Annotated in this window: 19 protein-coding genes; 6 read left to right on the plus strand and 13 right to left on the minus strand. The window is 69.8% G+C overall.

Features of this window, described 5'->3' with window-relative positions:
- Positions 1–6: 6 nt before the first annotated feature.
- Together ACZ6Z4_RS31510 and ACZ6Z4_RS31515 are read right to left on the minus strand one after the other, a co-directional pair.
- Positions 7–762: an SDR family NAD(P)-dependent oxidoreductase gene (locus ACZ6Z4_RS31510; RefSeq protein WP_465572567.1), complete on the minus strand. Its 756-nt coding sequence runs from the start codon at positions 760–762 to the stop codon at positions 7–9.
- Positions 759–1,520, minus strand: a complete 762-nt coding sequence (locus tag ACZ6Z4_RS31515) for a VOC family protein (RefSeq protein WP_465572570.1) — start codon at positions 1,518–1,520, stop codon at positions 759–761. Before ACZ6Z4_RS31515 ends, ACZ6Z4_RS31510 begins: the two co-directional genes overlap by 4 nt.
- A 156-nt stretch (positions 1,521–1,676) precedes the next feature.
- Between ACZ6Z4_RS31515 and ACZ6Z4_RS31520 the strand changes: the two genes are divergently transcribed.
- From ACZ6Z4_RS31520 to ACZ6Z4_RS31540, 5 genes are all read left to right on the plus strand, one after another.
- Positions 1,677–3,017, plus strand: coding sequence for a type 2 periplasmic-binding domain-containing protein (locus tag ACZ6Z4_RS31520; RefSeq protein WP_465572573.1), 1,341 nt, complete (start codon positions 1,677–1,679; stop codon positions 3,015–3,017).
- Position 3,018: 1 nt separating this feature from the next.
- Positions 3,019–3,939, plus strand: coding sequence for a carbohydrate ABC transporter permease (locus ACZ6Z4_RS31525; RefSeq protein ID WP_465572576.1), 921 nt, complete (start codon positions 3,019–3,021; stop codon positions 3,937–3,939).
- Positions 3,936–4,829, plus strand: coding sequence for a carbohydrate ABC transporter permease (locus tag ACZ6Z4_RS31530; protein ID WP_465572579.1), 894 nt, complete (start codon positions 3,936–3,938; stop codon positions 4,827–4,829). The genes ACZ6Z4_RS31525 and ACZ6Z4_RS31530 overlap by 4 nt, the downstream gene beginning before the upstream one ends.
- Before the next feature lie 24 nt (positions 4,830–4,853).
- On the plus strand, positions 4,854–6,203 hold the full coding sequence (locus ACZ6Z4_RS31535; protein WP_465572582.1) for a GH1 family beta-glucosidase: 1,350 nt from the start codon (positions 4,854–4,856) through the stop codon (positions 6,201–6,203).
- A 64-nt stretch (positions 6,204–6,267) separates the two neighbouring features.
- Complete coding sequence (locus ACZ6Z4_RS31540) at positions 6,268–7,338, plus strand: LacI family DNA-binding transcriptional regulator (RefSeq protein WP_465572585.1); 1,071 nt, start codon at positions 6,268–6,270, stop codon at positions 7,336–7,338.
- On the opposite strand, the gene ACZ6Z4_RS31545 is transcribed toward ACZ6Z4_RS31540, so the two are convergent.
- From ACZ6Z4_RS31545 to ACZ6Z4_RS31580, 8 genes are all read right to left on the minus strand, one after another.
- Entirely contained in the window at positions 7,335–7,823 is a 489-nt protein-coding gene (locus tag ACZ6Z4_RS31545) for a 2,4'-dihydroxyacetophenone dioxygenase family protein (protein WP_465572588.1), read from the minus strand. The two genes, ACZ6Z4_RS31540 and ACZ6Z4_RS31545, sit on opposite strands and share 4 nt — an antisense overlap.
- 28 nt (positions 7,824–7,851) lie before the next feature.
- Positions 7,852–8,556, minus strand: coding sequence for an SDR family NAD(P)-dependent oxidoreductase (locus ACZ6Z4_RS31550; RefSeq protein WP_465572592.1), 705 nt, complete (start codon positions 8,554–8,556; stop codon positions 7,852–7,854).
- Positions 8,557–8,720: 164 nt separating this feature from the next.
- Positions 8,721–9,401 (minus strand): hypothetical protein, encoded by a 681-nt coding sequence (locus ACZ6Z4_RS31555; RefSeq protein ID WP_465572597.1) that lies wholly within the window; start codon positions 9,399–9,401, stop codon positions 8,721–8,723.
- Between the two features lie 90 nt (positions 9,402–9,491).
- Positions 9,492–10,172 carry a hypothetical protein gene (locus ACZ6Z4_RS31560; RefSeq protein WP_465572600.1) on the minus strand — a complete coding sequence of 227 codons (681 nt, stop codon included), beginning with the start codon at positions 10,170–10,172 and terminating at the stop codon, positions 9,492–9,494.
- Positions 10,173–10,228: 56 nt separating this feature from the next.
- A complete protein-coding gene (locus tag ACZ6Z4_RS31565; protein WP_465572603.1) occupies positions 10,229–11,764 on the minus strand; it encodes a precorrin-2 C(20)-methyltransferase in 1,536 nt (511 codons plus the stop codon).
- On the minus strand, positions 11,761–12,393 hold the full coding sequence (locus tag ACZ6Z4_RS31570) for a precorrin-8X methylmutase (RefSeq protein WP_465572606.1): 633 nt from the start codon (positions 12,391–12,393) through the stop codon (positions 11,761–11,763). The genes ACZ6Z4_RS31565 and ACZ6Z4_RS31570 overlap by 4 nt, the downstream gene beginning before the upstream one ends.
- The gene (cobG, locus tag ACZ6Z4_RS31575; RefSeq protein ID WP_465572609.1) at positions 12,390–13,547 is read right to left on the minus strand and encodes a precorrin-3B synthase; all 1,158 of its coding nucleotides are present in this window, start codon (positions 13,545–13,547) and stop codon (positions 12,390–12,392) included. Before cobG ends, ACZ6Z4_RS31570 begins: the two co-directional genes overlap by 4 nt.
- Positions 13,548–13,586: 39 nt before the next feature.
- Positions 13,587–14,744 (minus strand): MFS transporter, encoded by a 1,158-nt coding sequence (locus ACZ6Z4_RS31580; RefSeq protein WP_465572612.1) that lies wholly within the window; start codon positions 14,742–14,744, stop codon positions 13,587–13,589.
- A gap of 106 nt (positions 14,745–14,850) precedes the next feature.
- Between ACZ6Z4_RS31580 and ACZ6Z4_RS31585 the strand changes: the two genes are divergently transcribed.
- On the plus strand, positions 14,851–15,450 hold the full coding sequence (locus ACZ6Z4_RS31585; RefSeq protein WP_465573412.1) for a TMEM175 family protein: 600 nt from the start codon (positions 14,851–14,853) through the stop codon (positions 15,448–15,450).
- A gap of 28 nt (positions 15,451–15,478) precedes the next feature.
- Here ACZ6Z4_RS31585 and ACZ6Z4_RS31590 read toward each other — a convergent pair whose 3' ends face one another.
- The 3 genes from ACZ6Z4_RS31590 to cobF all read right to left on the minus strand — a co-directional run bounded on the left by ACZ6Z4_RS31590 (position 15,479) and on the right by cobF (position 18,781).
- Positions 15,479–17,089 (minus strand): carboxylesterase/lipase family protein, encoded by a 1,611-nt coding sequence (locus tag ACZ6Z4_RS31590; protein ID WP_465572615.1) that lies wholly within the window; start codon positions 17,087–17,089, stop codon positions 15,479–15,481.
- 74 nt (positions 17,090–17,163) lie between these two features.
- Positions 17,164–17,898: a chitinase gene (locus ACZ6Z4_RS31595; protein ID WP_465572620.1), complete on the minus strand. Its 735-nt coding sequence runs from the start codon at positions 17,896–17,898 to the stop codon at positions 17,164–17,166.
- A 130-nt stretch (positions 17,899–18,028) separates the two neighbouring features.
- Complete coding sequence (gene cobF, locus ACZ6Z4_RS31600; protein ID WP_465572624.1) at positions 18,029–18,781, minus strand: precorrin-6A synthase (deacetylating); 753 nt, start codon at positions 18,779–18,781, stop codon at positions 18,029–18,031.
- Between the last annotated feature and the right edge of the window lie 138 nt (positions 18,782–18,919).

The following is an 18,919-nucleotide window of genomic DNA, read 5'->3' on the forward strand; positions in this document are numbered from 1 at the left end:
GCGAGCTCAAGCCTCCGGAAGCGTCACTCCGGCTAGCTCCAAACACCGCGCGAGCAGCTTGTCCTGCACCTCCGTGTCGTAGGCCTGCTCGTTCAGGTTCACCACCGCCCGCTTCAGGAAGAACCGCCCCGACACCATCGCCTCCGGCTCCTCCGACACCGCCAGCCACACCGGCGTGTCAGCGCCCTCGGCAACGGTCAGCGGTGCGGCGTACCCGCTCATCTTCGTCGACACCCACCCCGGGTGCACCGCGTTCACCAGCGACCCCGGCCACCGCCGGGCCAGCGCGAACGCGAGCGCCGCCATCACCAGCTTCGAGTCCGCGTACGCCGCGTCACCGGTCCAGTCGTCGGCGTGCTGCAGGTCGTCGAGCCGGATGTTGCCGCGCACGATCGAGTCCGAGCTGACGAACACCAGCCGCCGCGGCACCGGCAGCAGCGCGGTCAGCAGCAGCGGCGCCAGTGCATTCACCTGGAACAGCAGCTCCAGCCCGTTGACGGTCACCGGCCGAGTCGTCGCGTCGGTCCCCGTCCCGGCGTTGTGCACCACGACCTCCGGCGCACCCAACGCCCGTACGGCGCCCGCCAGGTCCCGGGTCGACTGCAGCGACGCGAGATCACCGAGCACCACCTCACCGGACATCCCCGCGGCACGCTCCGCGTTCCGCGCGTGCCGGATCACGTCGTGCCCCTGCCGCGACAGCTCGGCGGCGATCTCCGCGCCGATCCCGTCGTTCGAGCCTGTCACCAAGATGCGTGTCATCGCTGTCCTCCCACCAGAACCGGTACGCCGTCCGGCGCGACCAGGCGTTGCCCACCCGGGGCACCGTCGACCATCAGCTGCCGAGGCCCGAGCACAGCCGGCCCGGCCGCGCTCAGATCCCACGCCTCGATCGGTACGTCGAAGCTGAACACCTCGAGCACCGCGTCCCCCGCCTGCAGGTAGGTCATCAGGAATCCGCGCGGATCGCCGTGGTGCCGGATGTCGCCGATCACCGTGAACCCGAACCGGTCTCGCCAGAACGCCAGCGCGGCGTCCAGGTCGGACACCGTCACCGCGACGTGGTCGAACCGCGGCCGCGCGTCCGGAACCTGCCGCGCCTCGGCCTCGGCCAGCGCCTCCGACCCGATCCGCTGGTAGGCCAGGTTCCCCTGGATGAACTCCAGCCGCGCGCCGTCCGGGTCGAGGAAGAACGCGATCCGGACCTCCCCGAGCACGTCGGCCGGCTGCGACAGCACCGTCACGCCGGCGGCCGCCAGCCGGGAGATCTCGGCGTCGACCGCCTCGACCTTGAACCCCAGATGCCGGATCCCACCCTGCAGATCCTCGTTGCGCCACCCACCTTGGTTGCCGTCAGCACCGACCTCGACCAGGTCCAGCAGTACCGTGCCGCGGCCCACCGTCAGCCGGCCGTCCTGCACCGGCCCGGTCGGGGAGAAGCCCAGCAACCCTTCGTAGAACGCCTGTGACCGTTCGAGATCACGGCAGCCGAGCTCGACCCGGCGCAGTCCGTTGAGCATGCCCGGACCCTACCGTGACCGCTCACAGAATGTCTGCCCCCGAACCCCGGAAATCTCCCGCCGGAGCCTTGACAGCAGTGCGCCGGGCGCCCAATTCTGTGATCGCTCACAGAATCCTGTGAGCGTTCCCAGTCTCGACCAGATCGTGAGGGCACCATGGATCTCTCTTTCGACCGACGCAGGTTCCTGCGCGGGGTCGGCGGGCTCGGTCTGGCCGCGGCGCTACCTGGTGGGCTCGCCGCGTGCTCCGGCTCCGGCGACGACCAGGCCGCCGCACCGCAGCCGTCCGGTGACCCGGACGCCCCGGCCAAGTTGACGTTCTGGACCTGGACGACCGGGATCGACAAGGTCGTCGCGATCTGGAACCAGCAGAACCCGACCCAGCAGGTCACCGTCAGCGCTCAGGCCCAGGGCGAGGAGCTACTGACCAAGATCGTCACCGCGCACCGCGCGGGCAACCCGCCGGACCTGATCCACGCGGAGTACCAGGCGCTGCCGGTGCTGATCACCAACGGCGTCACCGCCGACCTGAGCGGGCTCGCGGCCGAGGTGAAGGGTGCGTTCACCGACGGCACCTGGGGGCTGACGTCGTTCGGCGGCAAGACGTACGCGATCCCGCAGGACGTCGGGCCGATGATGCTCTACTACCGCGAGGACCTGTTCCAGCAGTTCGGGCTGACCGTGCCGAAGACCTGGGACGAGTTCGGTGCCTTGGCGGAGCAGGTGCGCAGCAAGGACTCCAAGCGGTACCTGGCGACCTTCTCTTCCGGCGACCCGGGCTGGTTCGCCGGGCTGGCCGAGCAGGCCGGCGCGAACTGGTGGACCAACGACAACGGCTCCTGGTCGGTCGCGATCAACGACGAGCCGACCAAGAAGATGGCGAAGTTCTGGGGCGACCTGGTGAACGCCGGAACCCTGCAGGGCAAACCGATGTACACGCCGGAGTGGAACAAGGCGATGAGCGACGGCACCCTGCTGGCCTGGCCGAGCGCGGTCTGGGGCGCCGGGGTGCTGCAGGGCGTCGCGCCGACCACCAAGGGCAAGTGGAAGATGGTCCCGATGCCGCAGTGGGACGCGACGCCGGTGACCGGCTTCTGGGGTGGTTCGGCGACGGCGATCGCGGCCAAGTCGCAGCAGAGCGCGCAGGCGCAGAAGTTCGTCAAGTGGCTGAACACCGACCCGGCCGCGCTCGAGGCGTTCGTGACGTCGGGCGGCATCTACCCGGCCGCGACGGCCGGCCAGTCGACACCCGCGCTGAGCAAGGCCCCGGCGATGATGCCGAACCAGCCCACCTTCTTCACCGAGGCCGCCGCGATCGCGAAGACCGCGCGCGGGTTCACCTGGGCGCCGAACGTCAACGTCACCTACAGCCAGTACTCCGACCTGTTCGCCAAGGCGGTCCAGACCAAGGGCGACTTCGCCGCCACGGTCGACCAGCTGCAGGCGGCCTCGGTCGCGGACCTGAAGAAGCAGGGCTTCCAGGTCAAGGAGTCCTGAGGTGACGGCCGTTCCGCTCAAGGTCCGCCGGCGGCAGAGCAGTCCAGCGCCGTACGTGCTGATGCTCCCGGCGATCGTCCTGCTGGTGCTGTTCCTGCTGATCCCGATCGGCTACACGCTCTGGCTCAGCCTGCGCGCCTCCCGGGTGACCGGTGGCGGGCTCGGCCTGCGCAAGGAGACGTTCGTCGGGCTGGCCAACTACGCCGGGGCGATCACCGACTCGGCGTACGCGCAGTCGGTGCTCAGGATGCTTGGGTACGGCGTGATCGTGGTCCCGGTGATGCTCGGGCTGGCGCTGCTGTTCGCGCTGCTGCTCGACTCCCAGGGCGCCCGGCTGAAGTCGTTCACCCGGCTCGGCATCTTCCTCCCGTACGCCGTACCGGGCGTGATCGCGTCGCTGCTGTGGGGCTTCCTCTACCTGCCCGGCGTGAGCCCGATCCGCGCCGCGGTGGAGAAGATCGGCCTGCCCGCGCCGGACTTCCTCGGGCCGGACACCGTGCTGTTCTCGGTCGCCAACATCGGGATCTGGGGCGGGGTCGGCTTCAACATGATCGTGCTCTACACCGCGCTGCGCGGGCTGCCCGAGGAGCTGCAGGACGCGGCCCGGGTGGACGGCGCGAGCGAGCTGCAGATCGCGCTGCGGATCAAGGTGCCGCTGATCGCGCCCGCGCTGGTGATGACCGGGATCTTCTCGCTGATCTCGTCGCTGCAGGTGTTCAGCGAGCCGTCCACGCTGCAGCCGCTGACCGACTCGATCTCGTTCACCTGGGTGCCGCTGATGACGATCTACCGCGACGCCTTCGTGAACAACGACATCTACACCGCGGCCGCCGCCTCGGTGCTGCTCGCGGCCGGCACGCTCGCGGTCTCGCTGGCGGTGCTGAGCTTCCTGCAGAAGCGCGCCTTCGGGGAGGACCGATGACCACCGCCGTCCTGGACCGCCCGGCGTCCGTCGTCCAGACGTCCGCGCGCAAGCCGCGCAAGACCCGCTACATCTCGACCGCGATCTTGTTGCTCGGGGCCCTCTACTGCCTGCTGCCGGTGGCCTGGGTGGTGATCGCGGCGACCAAGGGCCCGAACGACCTGTTCACCACCTTCTCGTTCTGGCCCAGCTTCAACGGCGGCTTCGAGTACAACCTGCGCACGCTGCTGGGCTTCCGCGACGGCATCTTCTGGAAGTGGGCACTCAACAGCCTCCTGTACGCCGGCGCCGGCTCGCTGCTCTCGGTCGCGGTCTCGGTGACCGCGGGCTACGCGCTGGCCAAGTACCGCTTCGCCGGGCGGGAGACGATCTTCCGCTGCATCCTGGCCGGAGTCCTGGTCCCGCAGATCACGCTGGCCGTCCCGCAGTACCTGCTGATGTCCAAGCTCGGTCTGGTGAACTCGTACTGGTCTGTGCTGCTGCCGAGCATCATCAGCCCGTACTGCATCTACCTGTCCCGGATCTACGCCGCGGCGGTGGTCTCCGACGACATGCTGGAGGCGGGCCGGATCGACGGCGCGGGGGAGTACCGGCTGGCCTGGTCGATCGGGTTGCCGCCGATGATCCCGGGCATGATCACGGTGTTCCTGCTGCAGTTCGTCGCGATCTGGAACAACTTCCTGCTGCCCTACATCATGATCTCCGACGACCGGCACTTCCCGATGACGGTCGGGCTGTTCTCGATGCTCAACCAGGGCGCCAGCCAGCCGGCCCTGTACTCGCTGGTGATCATGGGCGCCTTCCTCTCGGTGCTGCCGCTGATCGCGCTCTTCCTGTTCCTGCAGCGCTACTGGCGGATCGACCTCGTCAGCGGCGCCGTCAAGGGCTGAACCCACACTCTCTGGAGGACTTGGATGACTGACGCACGTTTCCCCGACGGCTTCGTCTGGGGTGCCGCGACCGCGGCGTACCAGGTGGAGGGCGCGGTGGACGCCGACGGGCGCGGCCCGTCGATCTGGGACACCTTCTGCAAGGTTCCCGGAGCCGTCGCCGGCGGGGACACCGGGGACGTCGCGTGCGACCACTACCACCGCTACCCCGAGGACGTCGCGCTGATGGCCGGGCTCGGGCTCGGCGCGTACCGGTTCTCGATCGCCTGGCCGCGGATCCAGCCCGATGGGTCGGGCGCGGTCAACCAGAAGGGCCTCGACCACTACCGCCGCGTGGTGGACGAGCTGCTCGCGCGCGACCTCACGCCGTACGTGACGCTCTACCACTGGGACCTGCCGCAAGCCCTGCAGGACAAGGGCGGCTGGGCCGCGCGCGACACGGCGTACAGGTTCGCTGAGTACGCCGGGGTCGTGCACGAAGCGCTGGGCGACGTGGTGAAGCAGTGGATCACGCTCAACGAGCCGAAGGTTTCCAGCCACGCCGGGTACGGCGACGGCATCCACGCGCCGGGCATCAAGGACCAGGACCAGCGCAACCGGGCTGTGCACCACCTGCTGCTGGCACACGGGCTCGGCCTGCAGGTGCTGCGTGACGGGCGGCATGCGGCCGGGCAGTCGGTCGGGCTGACGCTGGACGTCAGTCCGGTCGAGGCAGCAACGGCATCTGACGCTGACCGGGCTGCTGCTCGCAGGCTGGACGGCGACAGCCACCGCCTCTTCCTGGACCCGGTACTGCGGGGCGCCTACCCGGAGGACGTGCTGGAGCAGCTCGGCGGCTTCGACTGGGTGCAGGAGGGCGACCTGCCGCTGATCAGCGCGCCGATCGACTTCCTGGGCATCAACTACTACCGGCGGATGCTGGTGGAGGCCAGCGAGACCGGACCGCTGTTCACCAGGACAGTGCTGCCCGAAGGCGTCCCGGTCACATCTGTCGACTGGCCCGTCCAGCCGGACGGCCTGCGGGAGGTGGTCGCCGGGCTCACCGCGACGTACGACGGGCTGCCGCCGCTCTACATCACCGAGAACGGCGCGGCGTACGACGACGTACCGGCTGCTGACGGTTCGGTCGACGACCCGCTGCGAGTGGACTACCTGCACGGGCACCTGCTCGCGCTGCACCAGGCGATCCAGGAGGGGGTGGACGTGCGCGGCTACTTCGTCTGGACGCTGCTGGACAACTTCGAGTGGGCAGAGGGGTTCGCCAAGCGCTTCGGAGTGGTCCACGTCGACTACAGCACGCAGCAGCGGACTCCGAAGACCAGTGCCGGCTGGCTCGGGCAGGTGGCCCGCGACAACGCCGTACCCCGGCGGTGACTGGCAACGGGCAGCCCGCCTGAGATGATGGGGCCGCGCCAGGGCACAACGAGGAGTGGGACACGTGACGTCATCCAGGACCAAGGCGGAGTCGCCCAAGGTCCATCCCAAGTCCCGGGGCGCGGCCCGGCGGGCGATGCGGCGCGGGCCGACGATCGACGACGTCGCCGAGCTGGCCGGTGTCTCCCGGGGCACCGTCTCCCGGGTGCTGAACGGCGGGCACTACGTCAGCGCCGCGTCGCTGGCGGCCGTCGAGCAGGCGATGGAGCAGACCGGCTACACGGTGAACCAGAGCGCCCGCAGCCTGGTCACCAAGCGGTCCAACGCGATCGGGTTCGTGCTGTCGGAGCCGCAGGAGCGCCTGTTCGAGGACCCGAACTTCAGCGTGCTGCTGCGCTCCTGCACGCAGGCGCTGGCCGAGCAGGACGTGAACCTGGTGCTGATGCTGGAGACCAGCGACGCCGAGCGCAACCGCATCCTGCGCTACGTCCGCGGCGAGCACGTCGACGGCGTGCTGCTGATCTCCACGCACTCCGGCGACCCGCTGCTCACCGAGCTGGCCCGGGCCGGCGTACCGGCTGTGGTGTGTGGCCGGCCGCTGGTGAGTGGGGACGTGCTGCCGTACGTCGCTGCTGACGACCGCGAGGGCGCCCGGCAGATGACGCGGTACCTGGTGGAGCGGGGGCACCAGCGGATCGGGATGATCAGCGCACCGCAGATCGCCGGCGGGCAGGAGCGGCTGCAGGGCTACCAGGACGTGCTCGGGCGGAAGGCGCTGAAGCGGCTGGTGGTGTCGGTGGAGGACTACAGCCACGAGGCCGGCGTACGGGCTATGCATGAGCTGCTGGCGAAGAGCCCTGATGTGGACGCCGTGTTCGCCGCGTCGGACCTGCTGGCGTCGGGTGCGCTGGTCGAGCTGCGGCGTGCGGGGAAGCGCGTCCCGGAGGACGTGGCCGTCGGCGGGTTCGACGACTCGCGGATCGCGCGCGAGTCCGACCCGCCGCTGACCACGATCCGCCAGCCGCTCGAGCTGGTCGCGCACGACCTGGTCGACGTCCTGCTCCGCCAGATCCGCGGCGAAGCCGGCGAGACGCGCATCCTCCCGACCGAGCTCGTGGTCCGCGAGTCCGCCTAGCGGATGAACTGGTCGACGTAGTCGGCGCCGAGCCCGTTCGCAGCGTAGTGGTCGCGGCAGAGCTGGATCTTGGTGAAGGTGTCCTCGTAGCCGGTCTGGTTGCCGTCGTCGTCGACGTAGATCATCGCGCCGGAGATGTTGAAGAACGTGATCATCTCGCCGGTGTCCTCGGGGACGCGCAGGGTGTGGATCTCGCCCGGTGGCTCGTAGACGAACGAGCCGGTCTCGGCGACCCACTCGTGCTCGTCGTACTGCCACTTGCCCTTGATCACGTAGCCGAACACGGCGCTCGGGTGCCGGTGCCGGGAGACGATGCCGGCCCGGGTGACCTTGAGCAGGTTGCACCACTGGCCGGTGATCGTGTTCAGCATCAGCGGGCGGAACCACACGTCCGGCGCCTGCGGCACCCAGAGGCGGTCGTCGTCGGGCACCGCCTGGACGGCGATCTCCAGCGGGACGCTGGGGGAGATGGGGATCTGGGTCATCTGCTCTCCTTCAGGCGGATGGTCAGGTTCAGGCACTCAAATAGCCGCCGTCGACAGGGAGCACGGCCCCGGTGACGAACCCTGCGTCAGGTCCGGTGAGGAACGCGATCGCTCCGGCCACCTCCTCCGGCGTACCCCAGCGAGCCATCGGCGTCCGGCCGAGGATGCGGTCGGAGGCTTCGGGGTCCGCCTGCAGCGCTGCGGTCAGATCAGTGGCGATCCAGCCGGGCGCGACGGCGTTCACGCGAATGCCCTCGGTCGCCCACGCGACTGCGAGCGACCGGGTCAGCTGCACGATCCCGCCCTTGCTCGCGCTGTACGCCGGGACGAGCGGCCCGCCGAAGTAGCTCAGCATCGAGGCGACGTTGACGACGCAGCCCTTCGTACCGGCCAACGCGTCGTGCGCGGCCTCGGCGGCGCGCATCGCGCCGGTGAGGTTGATCGCGAGCACCTCGGCGAACACCTCGGGCCGGTGCTCGTCGCCGCGGCGGATGATCCCGGCGGCGTTGATCAGCACGTCCAGTGCGTCGTACTGCTTGATGAGGTCCTCGAGGTCGGTGGGCGAGCGCAGGTCGAGCGCGCGGAGCTCCGCCACCTGACGAAGCTCCGCCGGAGCCGCTTCCGGATCCAGGCCGGCGGCGACCACTTCCGCCCCATCTCGAGCCAGCCGCAGAGCGGCGGCGGCACCGATGCCGCTGGTTCCGCCGATCACCACCGCACGTCGCGCTGACATGCGTCCGATCCTGTGCGCTCGCAGGCCGCTGGGCCATGGATTCCCGCAGAGCGGATCGGGGTGATCCGGCTTGTTCGGCACAAAGGCGAAGCGGGGAAGCCGGGGGAGGGTCCGGCTTCCCCGCTTCGGGGGGAGGGGTGAGATCAGATTTGGGGGGAGGGCGATCAGTCGAAGCTGTGGTCGATCCGGTGGTGGTAGCGCTGACCGGCCTTGCCGCCGATCACCGCGGCCAGCAGCGTCACGACCAGCACCGCAGCGCCGAAGATCATCCCGCCGGTGGTCAGATCCGCCTCCGCGATCGGGACCGACGGCAGGTCGACCCGCCCGAGCATGTCGTACTGCGAACCGGCCAGCGCGCCGATCCCGGCGACGATCAGCGTGACGATGACGCCGATGCCCCAGACGCCGAAGCCCTGCCGGGCGCCGTCGAAACGAGCCAGCCGGCCGGCGACGTACCCGCCGTTGTAGTACGCGACCGCGAGCACGACGACCAGCAGCGCCCCGGACACGATCCCGATCGTGCCGGCCTGCTCGTCGAGCATCGAGCGGTCGATGGTGACCGCGTAGTCGACCGCCGCCGCGACCGCGCTGACGATGCCGGTCAGCAGCACGATCAGGCCGACCGCGATCAGCCAGCCGAAGAACGCCGAGCCACCCTTGAAACCCCGGTACGCCGGGTCGACCTCGGCAGCCGTGGAGGTCTTCACGTTCGACCGGTGCAGCGGCTTGCGCTCGTCGACCGGTCCTTCCTCGACCACCGGCTGGGTCGCGGTCCGGTCGGGCGTGAACCGCTGCTCGGGCGGACCGACGCGGCTGTCGGTGTCGTCACGGTAGTGCTGGACCATGGCAGTTCTCCTCACAAGGACGGCCCCGTCTCGCACCTCCCGTACCCTCCGTACGCCGGTGCATGCGCTGCGTCCGATTGCCGATCGCGGCTAGACCAGTTCGCGGTCGATCTTGTCGTGGAACCGCCGCCCGGCGCGCCCGCCGAGGATCGCGAAGATCAGCGTGCAGAGCAGCACCGCGCCCGCGGTCGCCAGCGCGCCGTACAGCAGCAGGTCGGAGTCGAGCGTCCCGATCCGCAGCGGCAGGTCGGAGCGGTCGAGGCGGTCGACGGCGTCGTACCAGACGTTCAGCGCGGCGCCGATCCCGGCGATCAGCACGACGACCAGCACGGTGATCAGCCAGACCCCGAAGCCCTGCCGCTTCCCGTCGAACCGCGCGAGCCGGCCGGCGACGTACCCGCCGGTGAAGTAGGCCAGGGTCAGCACGACGAGCACCCCGACCGCGCCGACCAGCGCGACCTCGGTCGGGTGCTCGCGCGCGTCGACCAGCGTGTAGTCGAGGAAGTAGCCGGCCAGACCGCCGAGCCCGGCGACGACCAGGCTCAGGAAGACCGTCATCGCCAACGCGATCAGCCAGCCGAAGAACGCCGCGCCCGCCTTGAACCCCCGGTACGCCGGCCGCTCGGTCTCAGCGGCCTCCGGCTCGGTCTCCGGCTGGTCGGGGACCAGCCGGACGCTCGTCATCGCCCGGTGCGCCGCCGCCCGCGCCTCCTCGTAGCGCTGCGTGCTGGTGTCCGTCAACGGACCGGGGTCTTCGTACGGCTGAACCACGACAATCTCCTCCAGGGGGCGCCTCGTGAGAGGGGCCTACCCCGGAGTGGTCACGCTCATTCCCCCGGTTCGGGAGAATTAACGGGGGCTTTCGGGTCGGCCGGGTAGCGACGCGGAGTGAAGACAAGTGGTCCACCCGGACGCTGCACGGATCGCGTCTGGGACGAACCGATCAGCAGCAGGCAGCGCATGTCGACGGTCGCCGGGTCGAGCTCACCGAGCGTGGTGATCGCGACGGACTCCTCCGCGCCGCCGACGTCGCGGCCGACGACGACCGGCGTACCGGGATCGCGGTGCTCCAGCAGCAGGTCGCGGGTCGCGGCGACCTGCCAGGTGCGCGACTTGGACGCCGGGTTGTAGATCGCGATCGCCAGGTCCGCCGCCGCGGCAGCGGTCAGGCGGGCCGCGATCACGTCCCACGGCTTGAGGCGGTCCGACAGCGACAGCACGCAGTAGTCGTGGCCGAGCGGCGCGCCCGCGCGGCTCGCGACGGCCTGGGCGGCGGTCATGCCGGGCAGGATGTGGACGGCGAGGTCGGCGTACTCGGGTTCGGCCGCGACCTCGGTGACCGCGCTGGCCATCGCGAACACGCCCGGGTCACCGGAGGACACGACCACGACCCGGGAGCCCTTGCGGGCCAGATCGAGGGCGAACGCCGCGCGCTCGGACTCGACCTTGTTGTCGGAGCCGTGCTTGCGCTGCCGCGCGCGGTCGGGCAGGCGGTCGACGTACGGGCCGTAGCCGATCACGTCGTCGGCGTTCGCGAGCGCGGCGCGGACCTCGGGCGTCATCCACTCGGGCCCGGCCGGGCCGAGCCCAACCACCGTCACGGAGCCTTCGACCTGCTTGCGTTCTTCCGGCTCGGTGAAGGTGTTGTTGATCGGGCTCGGCAGCAACGCCAGCGAGAAGTACGGCACCTCACTCGGGTCCACGTCCGCCAGCTTCGCTGTCCGCTGCTGATCGGTCGTCGCCCGCTCGACGTACCAGGCCTCGTCCGCGCGCCCGGCCAGCTCGAACGCCTCCCGCACGTTCCCGAACGTCCGCCCGAGCTTCATCACCGCCGCCGCGTCGGTCTCGCGCAGCTTCTCGGCGAGCACGTCCGGCGGCAGCGTCCCCGGCAGCACGGTCAGGATCTCGTCCCGCTCGCACAACGGCCGGCCCAGTACGGCGGCCGCCCCGCTCACCGACGTCACCCCCGGCACGACCTCGCACTCGTACCGATCGGTCAGCCGCTTGTGCATGTGCATGTAGGACCCGTAGAACAGCGGGTCGCCCTCGGCCAGTACGACGACGTCGCGCCCGGCGTCGAGGTGCGCGGCCAGCCGCTCCGCGGACTCGGTGTAGAAGTCGTCCATCGCGCCCTGGTAGCCGCCCGGGTGGTCGGTCGTCTCCGTGGTCAGCGGGTAGACCAGGTGCTCCTCGACCTGCCCGTCGCGCAGGTACGGCGCCGCGACCGAGCGGGCGATGCTCCGCCCGTGCCGCGCGCTGTGGAACGCGATCACGTCGGCTGCGCCGATCAGCCGCGCCGCCTTCACCGTCACCAGTTCGGGGTCGCCCGGGCCGAGCCCGACACCCCACAGCCGTCCGGTCACTCTTCCTCGCTCGCGATCGCGTTGATGGCGGCGGCGGTGATCGCACTGCCGCCCCGGCGTCCCCGGACGACCAGGTACTCCAGGCCCAGGTCGTTGGCCGCCAGGGCGTCCTTGGACTCGGCCGCGCCGATGAAGCCGACGGGGATGCCGAGGACGGCGGCCGGTTTCGGGGCACCGTCGCGGATCAGCTCGAGCAGCCGGAAGAGCGCTGTCGGAGCGTTGCCCACGGCAACTACCGATCCTTCGAGCCGGTCAACCCAAAGGTCCAGCGCAGCCGCACTCCGCGTAGTCCCTGAACTCTTCGCCAGCTCCACCACCGACGGATCGCTCAGCGTGCAGACCACCTCGTTGTCCTTCGGCAGCCGGCGCCGCGTCACACCTGCTGCGACCATCGCCGCGTCGCAGAAGATCGGCGCGCCTTGCCGGAGTGCTTCTCTGGCGGCCTTGACCACGCCGGTGGACCAGCCGATGTCCTTGACCAGGTCGGTCATCCCGCAGGCGTGAATCATCCGGACCGCGACCTGCGCGACGTCCGGCGGCAGGTCGCCGAGCGCGGCCTCGCTCCGGATCGTCGCGAACGACCGCCGGTAGATCTCGGCGCCGTCGGTCTCGTACTCGTACTGGCTCACCGCATCCTCATCACACTCTGCTCGGCGCTGACGGTCCGTGAACCGTCCACCGAGTACCCGTCGGCCACCGCGAGCACGTCCACGAACTCTCCCGCGGGCTGCCCACACCGCCGCTCACAACCGGACCAGTGCACCTGGCGTCTGCCCTTTCGCATCAGGGGGGTGATGCGCCGGGCGTCAGCTCGTACGTCGGCCAGCGCCTTCGCGCAGCCCGGCTTGCCGGCACAGGCGGTCACCCTGTTCCAGGGGGAGTCGCCGTCGATCACCAGTCCGCTCTGCTGCAGCTTCTCGGCGTCTCCGCCCAGCACGACAACAGACCTCCACGGTGTCGCCCGCAGCTGGTCGGCCTCAGCCAGCACAGCAGCCTGGTCTTGGGCGAGACTGCCCAGTGGGACGCTGGCGACCAGCAGGTCGGACCGGTAGGCCCCGGCCTGCACCGGCCGCCCGGCCGGCAGCAGCCCGCCCGGCGGCTCGTCGGCGACAGCGGGCTCTCCAGCTGGGCTGCTGTAGCCCAGCCGGCTCAGCACCCTCTCCACGCCGTCCGCCAGCTCGCTCAACCGCCACTCGCCGTCCCGCTCCTCCAGGAACGCCTCAGCAGCCCCCAGCAGCACACCGACAGCCTCTGCTCCAGTCAGCCGCACACCGGTGTCCGCCCCAGCCAGCAGCAACGCCAACTGCTCCCCAACCACCCGCACCCCGGCGTCAGCCTCGATCGCCGCCAGATCCCCGCGCCCGTCGTCCAGCGCGAACAGGAACCGCCCCGGCAACCCAGCCAACCGCGGCGACGCACACAGTGCACGATCCAGCTCAGCCACCAGCGGCTGTACGTCGTACGACCCGTCGAGCCCGCTCAGCGGCGACGCAAGGATGTTCCGCACCCGCTCGTGGCTGATCGACGGCAGTAACCCAGCGTCGTACAGCCGATCCGACAGCTCCTCCGGCGCCCGCAGCGCCCGGATCTGCACGTTCCCGCGCGAGGTGAGCTCCAGGTTCCCGTCGCCCAGCTCCCGCGAGGCCTCGGCGAGCACCAGCAACTGCTGCGGCGTCAGCACCCCACCAGGCAGCCGCACCCGAGCCAGCCCACCATCAGCGGCCTGATGCACCGACAGCACACCAGGACACCGGTCCGGCTGACTCCTCCCACCACTGGCCACGCGGTGATGCTACGTCCCGTCGTACGGCTGTGTTCTGCGTCACCGCCTCAGCAGCACCCCGACCATGCCCAGAGCGGTCAGCCCGCCGCACACCATCACCGCCGTCACCGAGGTCCGGTCGACCAGCACCCCACCGAGCAGCGCCCCCGCCGACAGCGTCGCCTGGAACGACGACGTGAACACCACCGTCGCCGCCTCCCGAGCCCGCGGCGCCGCCGCCGCGAACCAGCTCATCGAGCACACCGGCACCGCGCCGTACCCGACACCCCAGACGACGAGCAGCGCGGCTGCGCCCAGCGTCGTCCGCCCGACCACCGGCAGCAGCAGCGTCGCGACCGCTACCAGCCCGGCCGCGCTCAGGAAGGTCTGCCGCAACCAGCGCTGAGTGGTGAGCCCAGCGATCCCGTTCCCGACCAGCCCGGCCACGCCGTACACCAGTAGCAACGTGCTGATCAGCTCCGGCCGTACGCCGGTCACGTCGCGCAGGAACGGCGTCACGTACGTGTAGGTGCCGAAGTGAGCCACCACGATCAGACAGGTCGCCAGCAACCCCACCTGCGTCTGCCGCAGCCGCAGTACCTCCACCAGCACCGCCGGACGCGTCACCTCCTCCGCCGGCAGCGGCGGCACGAACAGGATGAGCGCCACGAGGACCAGCAGGCTCAGCCCGGCCAGCAGCACGAACGGCAGCCGCCACCCGCCGTACTCGCCGAGGAACGTCCCCACCGGCACACCGAGCACCGAGCCAAGTGGCACCGCCGAGAAGATCACCGCGGTCGCCCGCCCGACCTGCTGCTCAGGCACCAGCCGCTCCGCCAACCCCGCGCCGATCGACCAGAACCCACCGATCACCAGCCCGACCAGCACCCGCGCCACGAGCTCCAGCCAGTACGCCGTCGCTGCTGCCGCCAGCAGGTCAGCCCCGGCGAGCACCACCATCAGCACGCCGAGCATCACCCGGCGATCCACCCGGCCGGTCGTCACGGTCACCAGCGGCGCAGCAACGGCGGCGACGAGCCCGGGCGCGGTCATCAGCCAGCCGGTGCGTCCGGGGGAGAGCCCGAAATCCGCGCCGATCGGGGTCAGCAACCCGATCGGGAGGATCTCCGCGGTGACGATCGAGAAGATCCCGAGCGTCACCGCGACGACCCCGAGCCACCGGACCACCGGCGTACGGACGAGCAGCGAAGCAGACATGACACCCAGTCCACCTGGTTGCTGCTGGCAACTCTGGCGGATTCCCGCCGTGCTGGTGGCATCCGGCGGACAGACCTTCGGTCCACTACCGTGGTCGCTCGTGAGCATGTCCAGGAACCCCGACCGGCTGGTGCTCTTCACCGACGCCGTGGTCGCGATCGCCGTCACCCTGCTCGTCCTGCCGCTGGTCGAGGTGGTGACCGAGTCCAGGACCGAGGGCCTGTCGGCCACCGAGGTGATCACCGAGCACGAGGCCCAGTTCTGGACGTTCCTGCTCAGCTTCGTGGTGATCTCCCGCTTCTGGCTGAGCCACCACCGCGTCTTCGAGCACGTCCGCCAGTACACGACCCGCCTGATCCAGCTGAACCTCGCCTGGCTCCTACTGATCGTCCTGCTCCCGTTCCCGACCGAGTTCATCGGCACCTACCCGGCCGGCCGCTTCACCGCCGGCCTCTACATCGGCACCATCCTGATCCTCAGCCTCTGCCAGACCGCCCTGGTCCTCCTGATCCGCCGCCACCCCGACATCGAGGACCCGGACAACCCCCTCACCCGCTCCGAGGTCGTCAACTCGGTCGTCACCGCCGCCCTCTTCGCCGTCGCCTTCCTCCTGGCGGCCCTGATCCCCGGCGTCAACTTCTGGTCCCTGTTCCTGCTCTTCCTCACCCCGCTGATCAGCCGCCCACTGGTCAACCGGAAGCCCTGATGCGCGGGCTCCCGGCTGACCGATCTGACTAGTTCCAGAAGTCGCAGTGGTGCTCGTCGGTCAGGCTGACGCGCTGGATGCCGCCCTGGTCGGTGGGGGCGAGTGAGATGCCCTTGACGTTGCTCTCGTTGACCGGAGCCCAGTGCGGGCGGTTCGGGCCGTTGGGGTTGCCGGTGCGGGCGAAGGCCGTCCAGTAGTCGATCATCTGCTCCGACAGGCGCTGCTGGGTCGGGGTGAGTGGGGCGTCCCAGCCGCCGAGGCTGAACAGGTAGGGGAGCTCCACCGCGTGTGCTGCGCCCTGGCCTGGTTGCGAGATCGGGGAGTGCTTGTCGGCGAACTCGTAGGCGTAGACCGGGACCTTGCGCGCTGCCTGCTGGTCGGTGGCGACCTGGGTGCACGACCAGATCCTGTCGGTCGTCACGGTCGCCCACGCCTCTGCTGCTGACGTGTAGTTCTTCAGCGGGTACTCACGCAGTACGGCGGGGGCCTGCTTCGCGCCGACCATGTCGGTGACCAGCCGCGGGTAGTCGGCGTCCGTCAGGTCGCCGAACGCTGCCAGCCAGGCCGTGGCCTCGTCGTGGTTGTTGCCGGACAGGACTGGTACGCGGTGGAAGAGCCCGGCCTTCATCGCCTTGGCAGGACTGAGTGGCAGCACGGCGCTGCCGCCGTACGCCGGCTGGGTGAACTGCAGCGTGTCCGCGGTGAGTACGGCGGGGTCAGCTGCTCGCAGACAGGCCAGCATCGCCTGGCCGGGCTTGCACTGCAGCTTGTCCTTGCTCTCCGCGGCCCACTCGACACCTGTCTGCCGCACTCGGCTCTCCGGTACCCAGGGGGAGTCCGCCGCCTGGCCGGGGTACTGGCTGTTGTCGGGCCAGTTGAACGCACAGGAGCCGCTCTGCATGACCGCCTTGGCGAACAGCCCGGTTGAAGTCGGTGAGGTGAGCTGGGCGCAGACGCTCATGCCGCCTGCGGATTCGCCTGCCACTGTGACGTTTCTAGGGTCTCCACCGAAGCTGCGGGCGTTCCGCTGCACCCAGCGGAGTGCTGCCTGCTGGTCCTGGATGCCGTACGTGCCGGAGCCGCTGAGGCCCAGGTAGCCGAAGAAGCCGAAGATGCCGAGCCGGTAGTTGACGGTGACCACCACGACGTCGCCGCGGGCGGCCAGCTTGGTGGCGCCGTAGCTGTTGCCGGCGCCGGAGAAGAAGCCGCCGCCGGGGATCCACACGACTACTGCGCGCGGCTTGCTGGACTGCTTGGCCGGGGTGGTGACGTTGAGGTAGAGGCAGTCCTCGTTGGTCGAGCCGCCGGGGACTTCGGGGTTGTCCTGCTGGGGGCAGGCGCTGGAGAGCTGCTTGGCGTCGCGGATGCCTTGCCAGGGCTTGACGGGTTGCGGGGCCTTCCAGCGCAGGGCTCTGACCGGCGGGGCGGCGTACGGGATGCCGTTGAAGACGCGGGTATCGGCGGAGACCGTGCCGCGCAGTAGGCCGGTGTCGGTGCGTACGACGGTCGGGTCAGCTGTGGTGGCAACGGCCGGCGACGTCGTACTGGCGTCCGCCGTACCGGTCGCGAGTGCGGCCGGCACCAGCACGAGGGCCAGCGCCGGCCGCACTCCCTTGCTCTTGCTGAATCGTCTGCTCATGCCCAGCAGCCTCGGCGTTCGCGGGTGGTTCCCGCTTCGGCCGGACGGCCAGGCGCACTACACCTTTGGTCGAACTAGCAGTACAGATTGCCGCCCGGCGACGTGCCGAGCAACGAGGTGAACCGCTGGTACGCGTCGACCCGGCTCTGCACCTGACCCGGGTTGCCGCCGTTGCACTCGATCGATCCGTTGATGCTCCGGATCGTCTCGCCGAACCCGGCGCCGTTCACCATCGCGTTGTGCGGCGTCATCGTGCCCGGACCGGACTGCGTGTTCCAGTACCAGAGTCCGGTCTTCCAGGCGATCGCCGAGTTCTGCTCGACCTGCCAGGGGTTGCCGAGCAGATCGATGCCGAGGGCGTCGCCGGCCGCCTTGTAGTTGAAGTTCCAGCTCAGCTGGATCGGGCCACGTCCGTAGTACGCCGCCTGCCCGGCCGGGCAGCCGTACGGCTGACCCCAGTCGCAGTAGTGCGGGTAGTTCGCCTCGTTGATCTCCTTGATGTAGACCAGTCCACCGGTCTCGTGGTTGACGTTGGCCAGGAAGGCGGCCGCCTCACGTTTCTTGGTGGTGTCGTCGCCGGTGTTGGCGAACCCCGGGTAGGCGCCGAGCGCGGCGACCAGTCCGGAGTAGGTGTAGAAGGGGTTCCGGCTCGGGAACATCTGGTTGAACTGCGCCTCGCTGACCGGGAAGGCCTGGACGCCGTCCGGTGCCTGTTCTCGCGCGTCGGCGGGTGCCGTCAGCACCATCGAGATCGCCGCTCCGAGCGCTACCAGGACCGGCAGCGCGCGCACGAATCGTGGAGTTTTCATGGTGGTACTCCTGTCCTCGACCGTGCCGGGTGGGGGCGGGGCACGGCCCGTTGGGGGCGGTGGGACAGGACCGAAGCTATAGGAAATCTCTCTCCATATCTATGGGTGATCGCCGAGTGACTCTCTGTGGCTACCGGTGGTTGCGCCGGAGCAGGTAGGTGTCCATGATCCAGCCCTTCCGCTCGCGCGCCTCGGCCCGCACCTTCTCGATCTCCCCGGCCACCTCGGACAACTTCCCGGCCACCAGCAACTCGTCCGGCGTCCCCAAGTAGGCACCCCAGTAGATGTCCGCGTCCTGATCCGTGTGCGCCGTGAACGCCGTCTGCGCGTCCAGCATCACCACGACGTCGTCCACCTCGTCGGGCCAGCTCTCCTTCAACCGCCGCCCGGTCGTCACCTGGATCGGCTTCCCCACCTGATTCAGCCCGACCCGATGCTTGGCTGCGAGCGCGGACACACTGCTGATCCCCGGAATCACCTCGACCCCGAACTCCAGCTCCCCCCGCTCCAGGAGGTCGTCGAGAATCGCCAGCGTGCTGTCGTACAGCGAGGGATCGCCCCATACGAGGAACGCCCCCACCTGATCGGGTCCGAGCTCCCGAGCGATCATCCCCGCACAAACATCCGCCCGCCGACGCCGCCAGTCGTCCACCGACTCCACGTACGCCGAACTGCTCCGATCCCGCTCCGGATCCCGCCCCACCACGACCTTCGCCCCCGGCGCGTACCGCTCGAGGATCTCGGTCCGCAGATCGACCAGCTCCTGCTTCACTTCCCCCTTGTCGAGCACGAAGAACACCTCGGCCCGCTCGATCGCCCGAACGCCCTGCACCGTCAGGTACTCCGGATCCCCGGCCCCGATCCCGATCACCAAGATCTCCATGACCGAGCAGCCTAGTTCCCGTTCCTCGCCACCCGGCCGGATCCCCACCCGCCTGCGCTCCGACTCCTCGACCCGCGGGGCCAGGGGGAGACCCTGGCGCACGGCACGGATGCCTGACTGCTAATTTAGAAGTAAGTA

Source organism: Kribbella sp. NPDC104740 (assembly GCF_055583505.1).

Excerpts from the sequence above, each read along its gene's own strand:
- ACZ6Z4_RS31510 (WP_465572567.1), bottom strand. The coding sequence starts at position 762 with ATGACACGCATCTTGGTGACAGGCTCGAACGACGGGATCGGCGCGGAG.
- ACZ6Z4_RS31515 (WP_465572570.1), bottom strand. The coding sequence starts at position 1,520 with ATGCTCAACGGACTGCGCCGGGTCGAGCTCGGCTGCCGTGATCTCGAA.
- ACZ6Z4_RS31520 (WP_465572573.1), top strand. The coding sequence starts at position 1,677 with ATGGATCTCTCTTTCGACCGACGCAGGTTCCTGCGCGGGGTCGGCGGG.
- ACZ6Z4_RS31530 (WP_465572579.1), top strand. The coding sequence starts at position 3,936 with ATGACCACCGCCGTCCTGGACCGCCCGGCGTCCGTCGTCCAGACGTCC.
- ACZ6Z4_RS31535 (WP_465572582.1), top strand. The coding sequence starts at position 4,854 with ATGACTGACGCACGTTTCCCCGACGGCTTCGTCTGGGGTGCCGCGACC.
- ACZ6Z4_RS31545 (WP_465572588.1), bottom strand. The coding sequence starts at position 7,823 with ATGACCCAGATCCCCATCTCCCCCAGCGTCCCGCTGGAGATCGCCGTC.
- ACZ6Z4_RS31550 (WP_465572592.1), bottom strand. The coding sequence starts at position 8,556 with ATGTCAGCGCGACGTGCGGTGGTGATCGGCGGAACCAGCGGCATCGGT.
- ACZ6Z4_RS31555 (WP_465572597.1), bottom strand. The coding sequence starts at position 9,401 with ATGGTCCAGCACTACCGTGACGACACCGACAGCCGCGTCGGTCCGCCC.
- ACZ6Z4_RS31580 (WP_465572612.1), bottom strand. The coding sequence starts at position 14,744 with ATGTCTGCTTCGCTGCTCGTCCGTACGCCGGTGGTCCGGTGGCTCGGG.
- ACZ6Z4_RS31585 (WP_465573412.1), top strand. The coding sequence starts at position 14,851 with ATGTCCAGGAACCCCGACCGGCTGGTGCTCTTCACCGACGCCGTGGTC.
- ACZ6Z4_RS31590 (WP_465572615.1), bottom strand. The coding sequence starts at position 17,089 with ATGAGCAGACGATTCAGCAAGAGCAAGGGAGTGCGGCCGGCGCTGGCC.
- ACZ6Z4_RS31595 (WP_465572620.1), bottom strand. The coding sequence starts at position 17,898 with ATGAAAACTCCACGATTCGTGCGCGCGCTGCCGGTCCTGGTAGCGCTC.
- cobF (WP_465572624.1), bottom strand. The coding sequence starts at position 18,781 with ATGGAGATCTTGGTGATCGGGATCGGGGCCGGGGATCCGGAGTACCTG.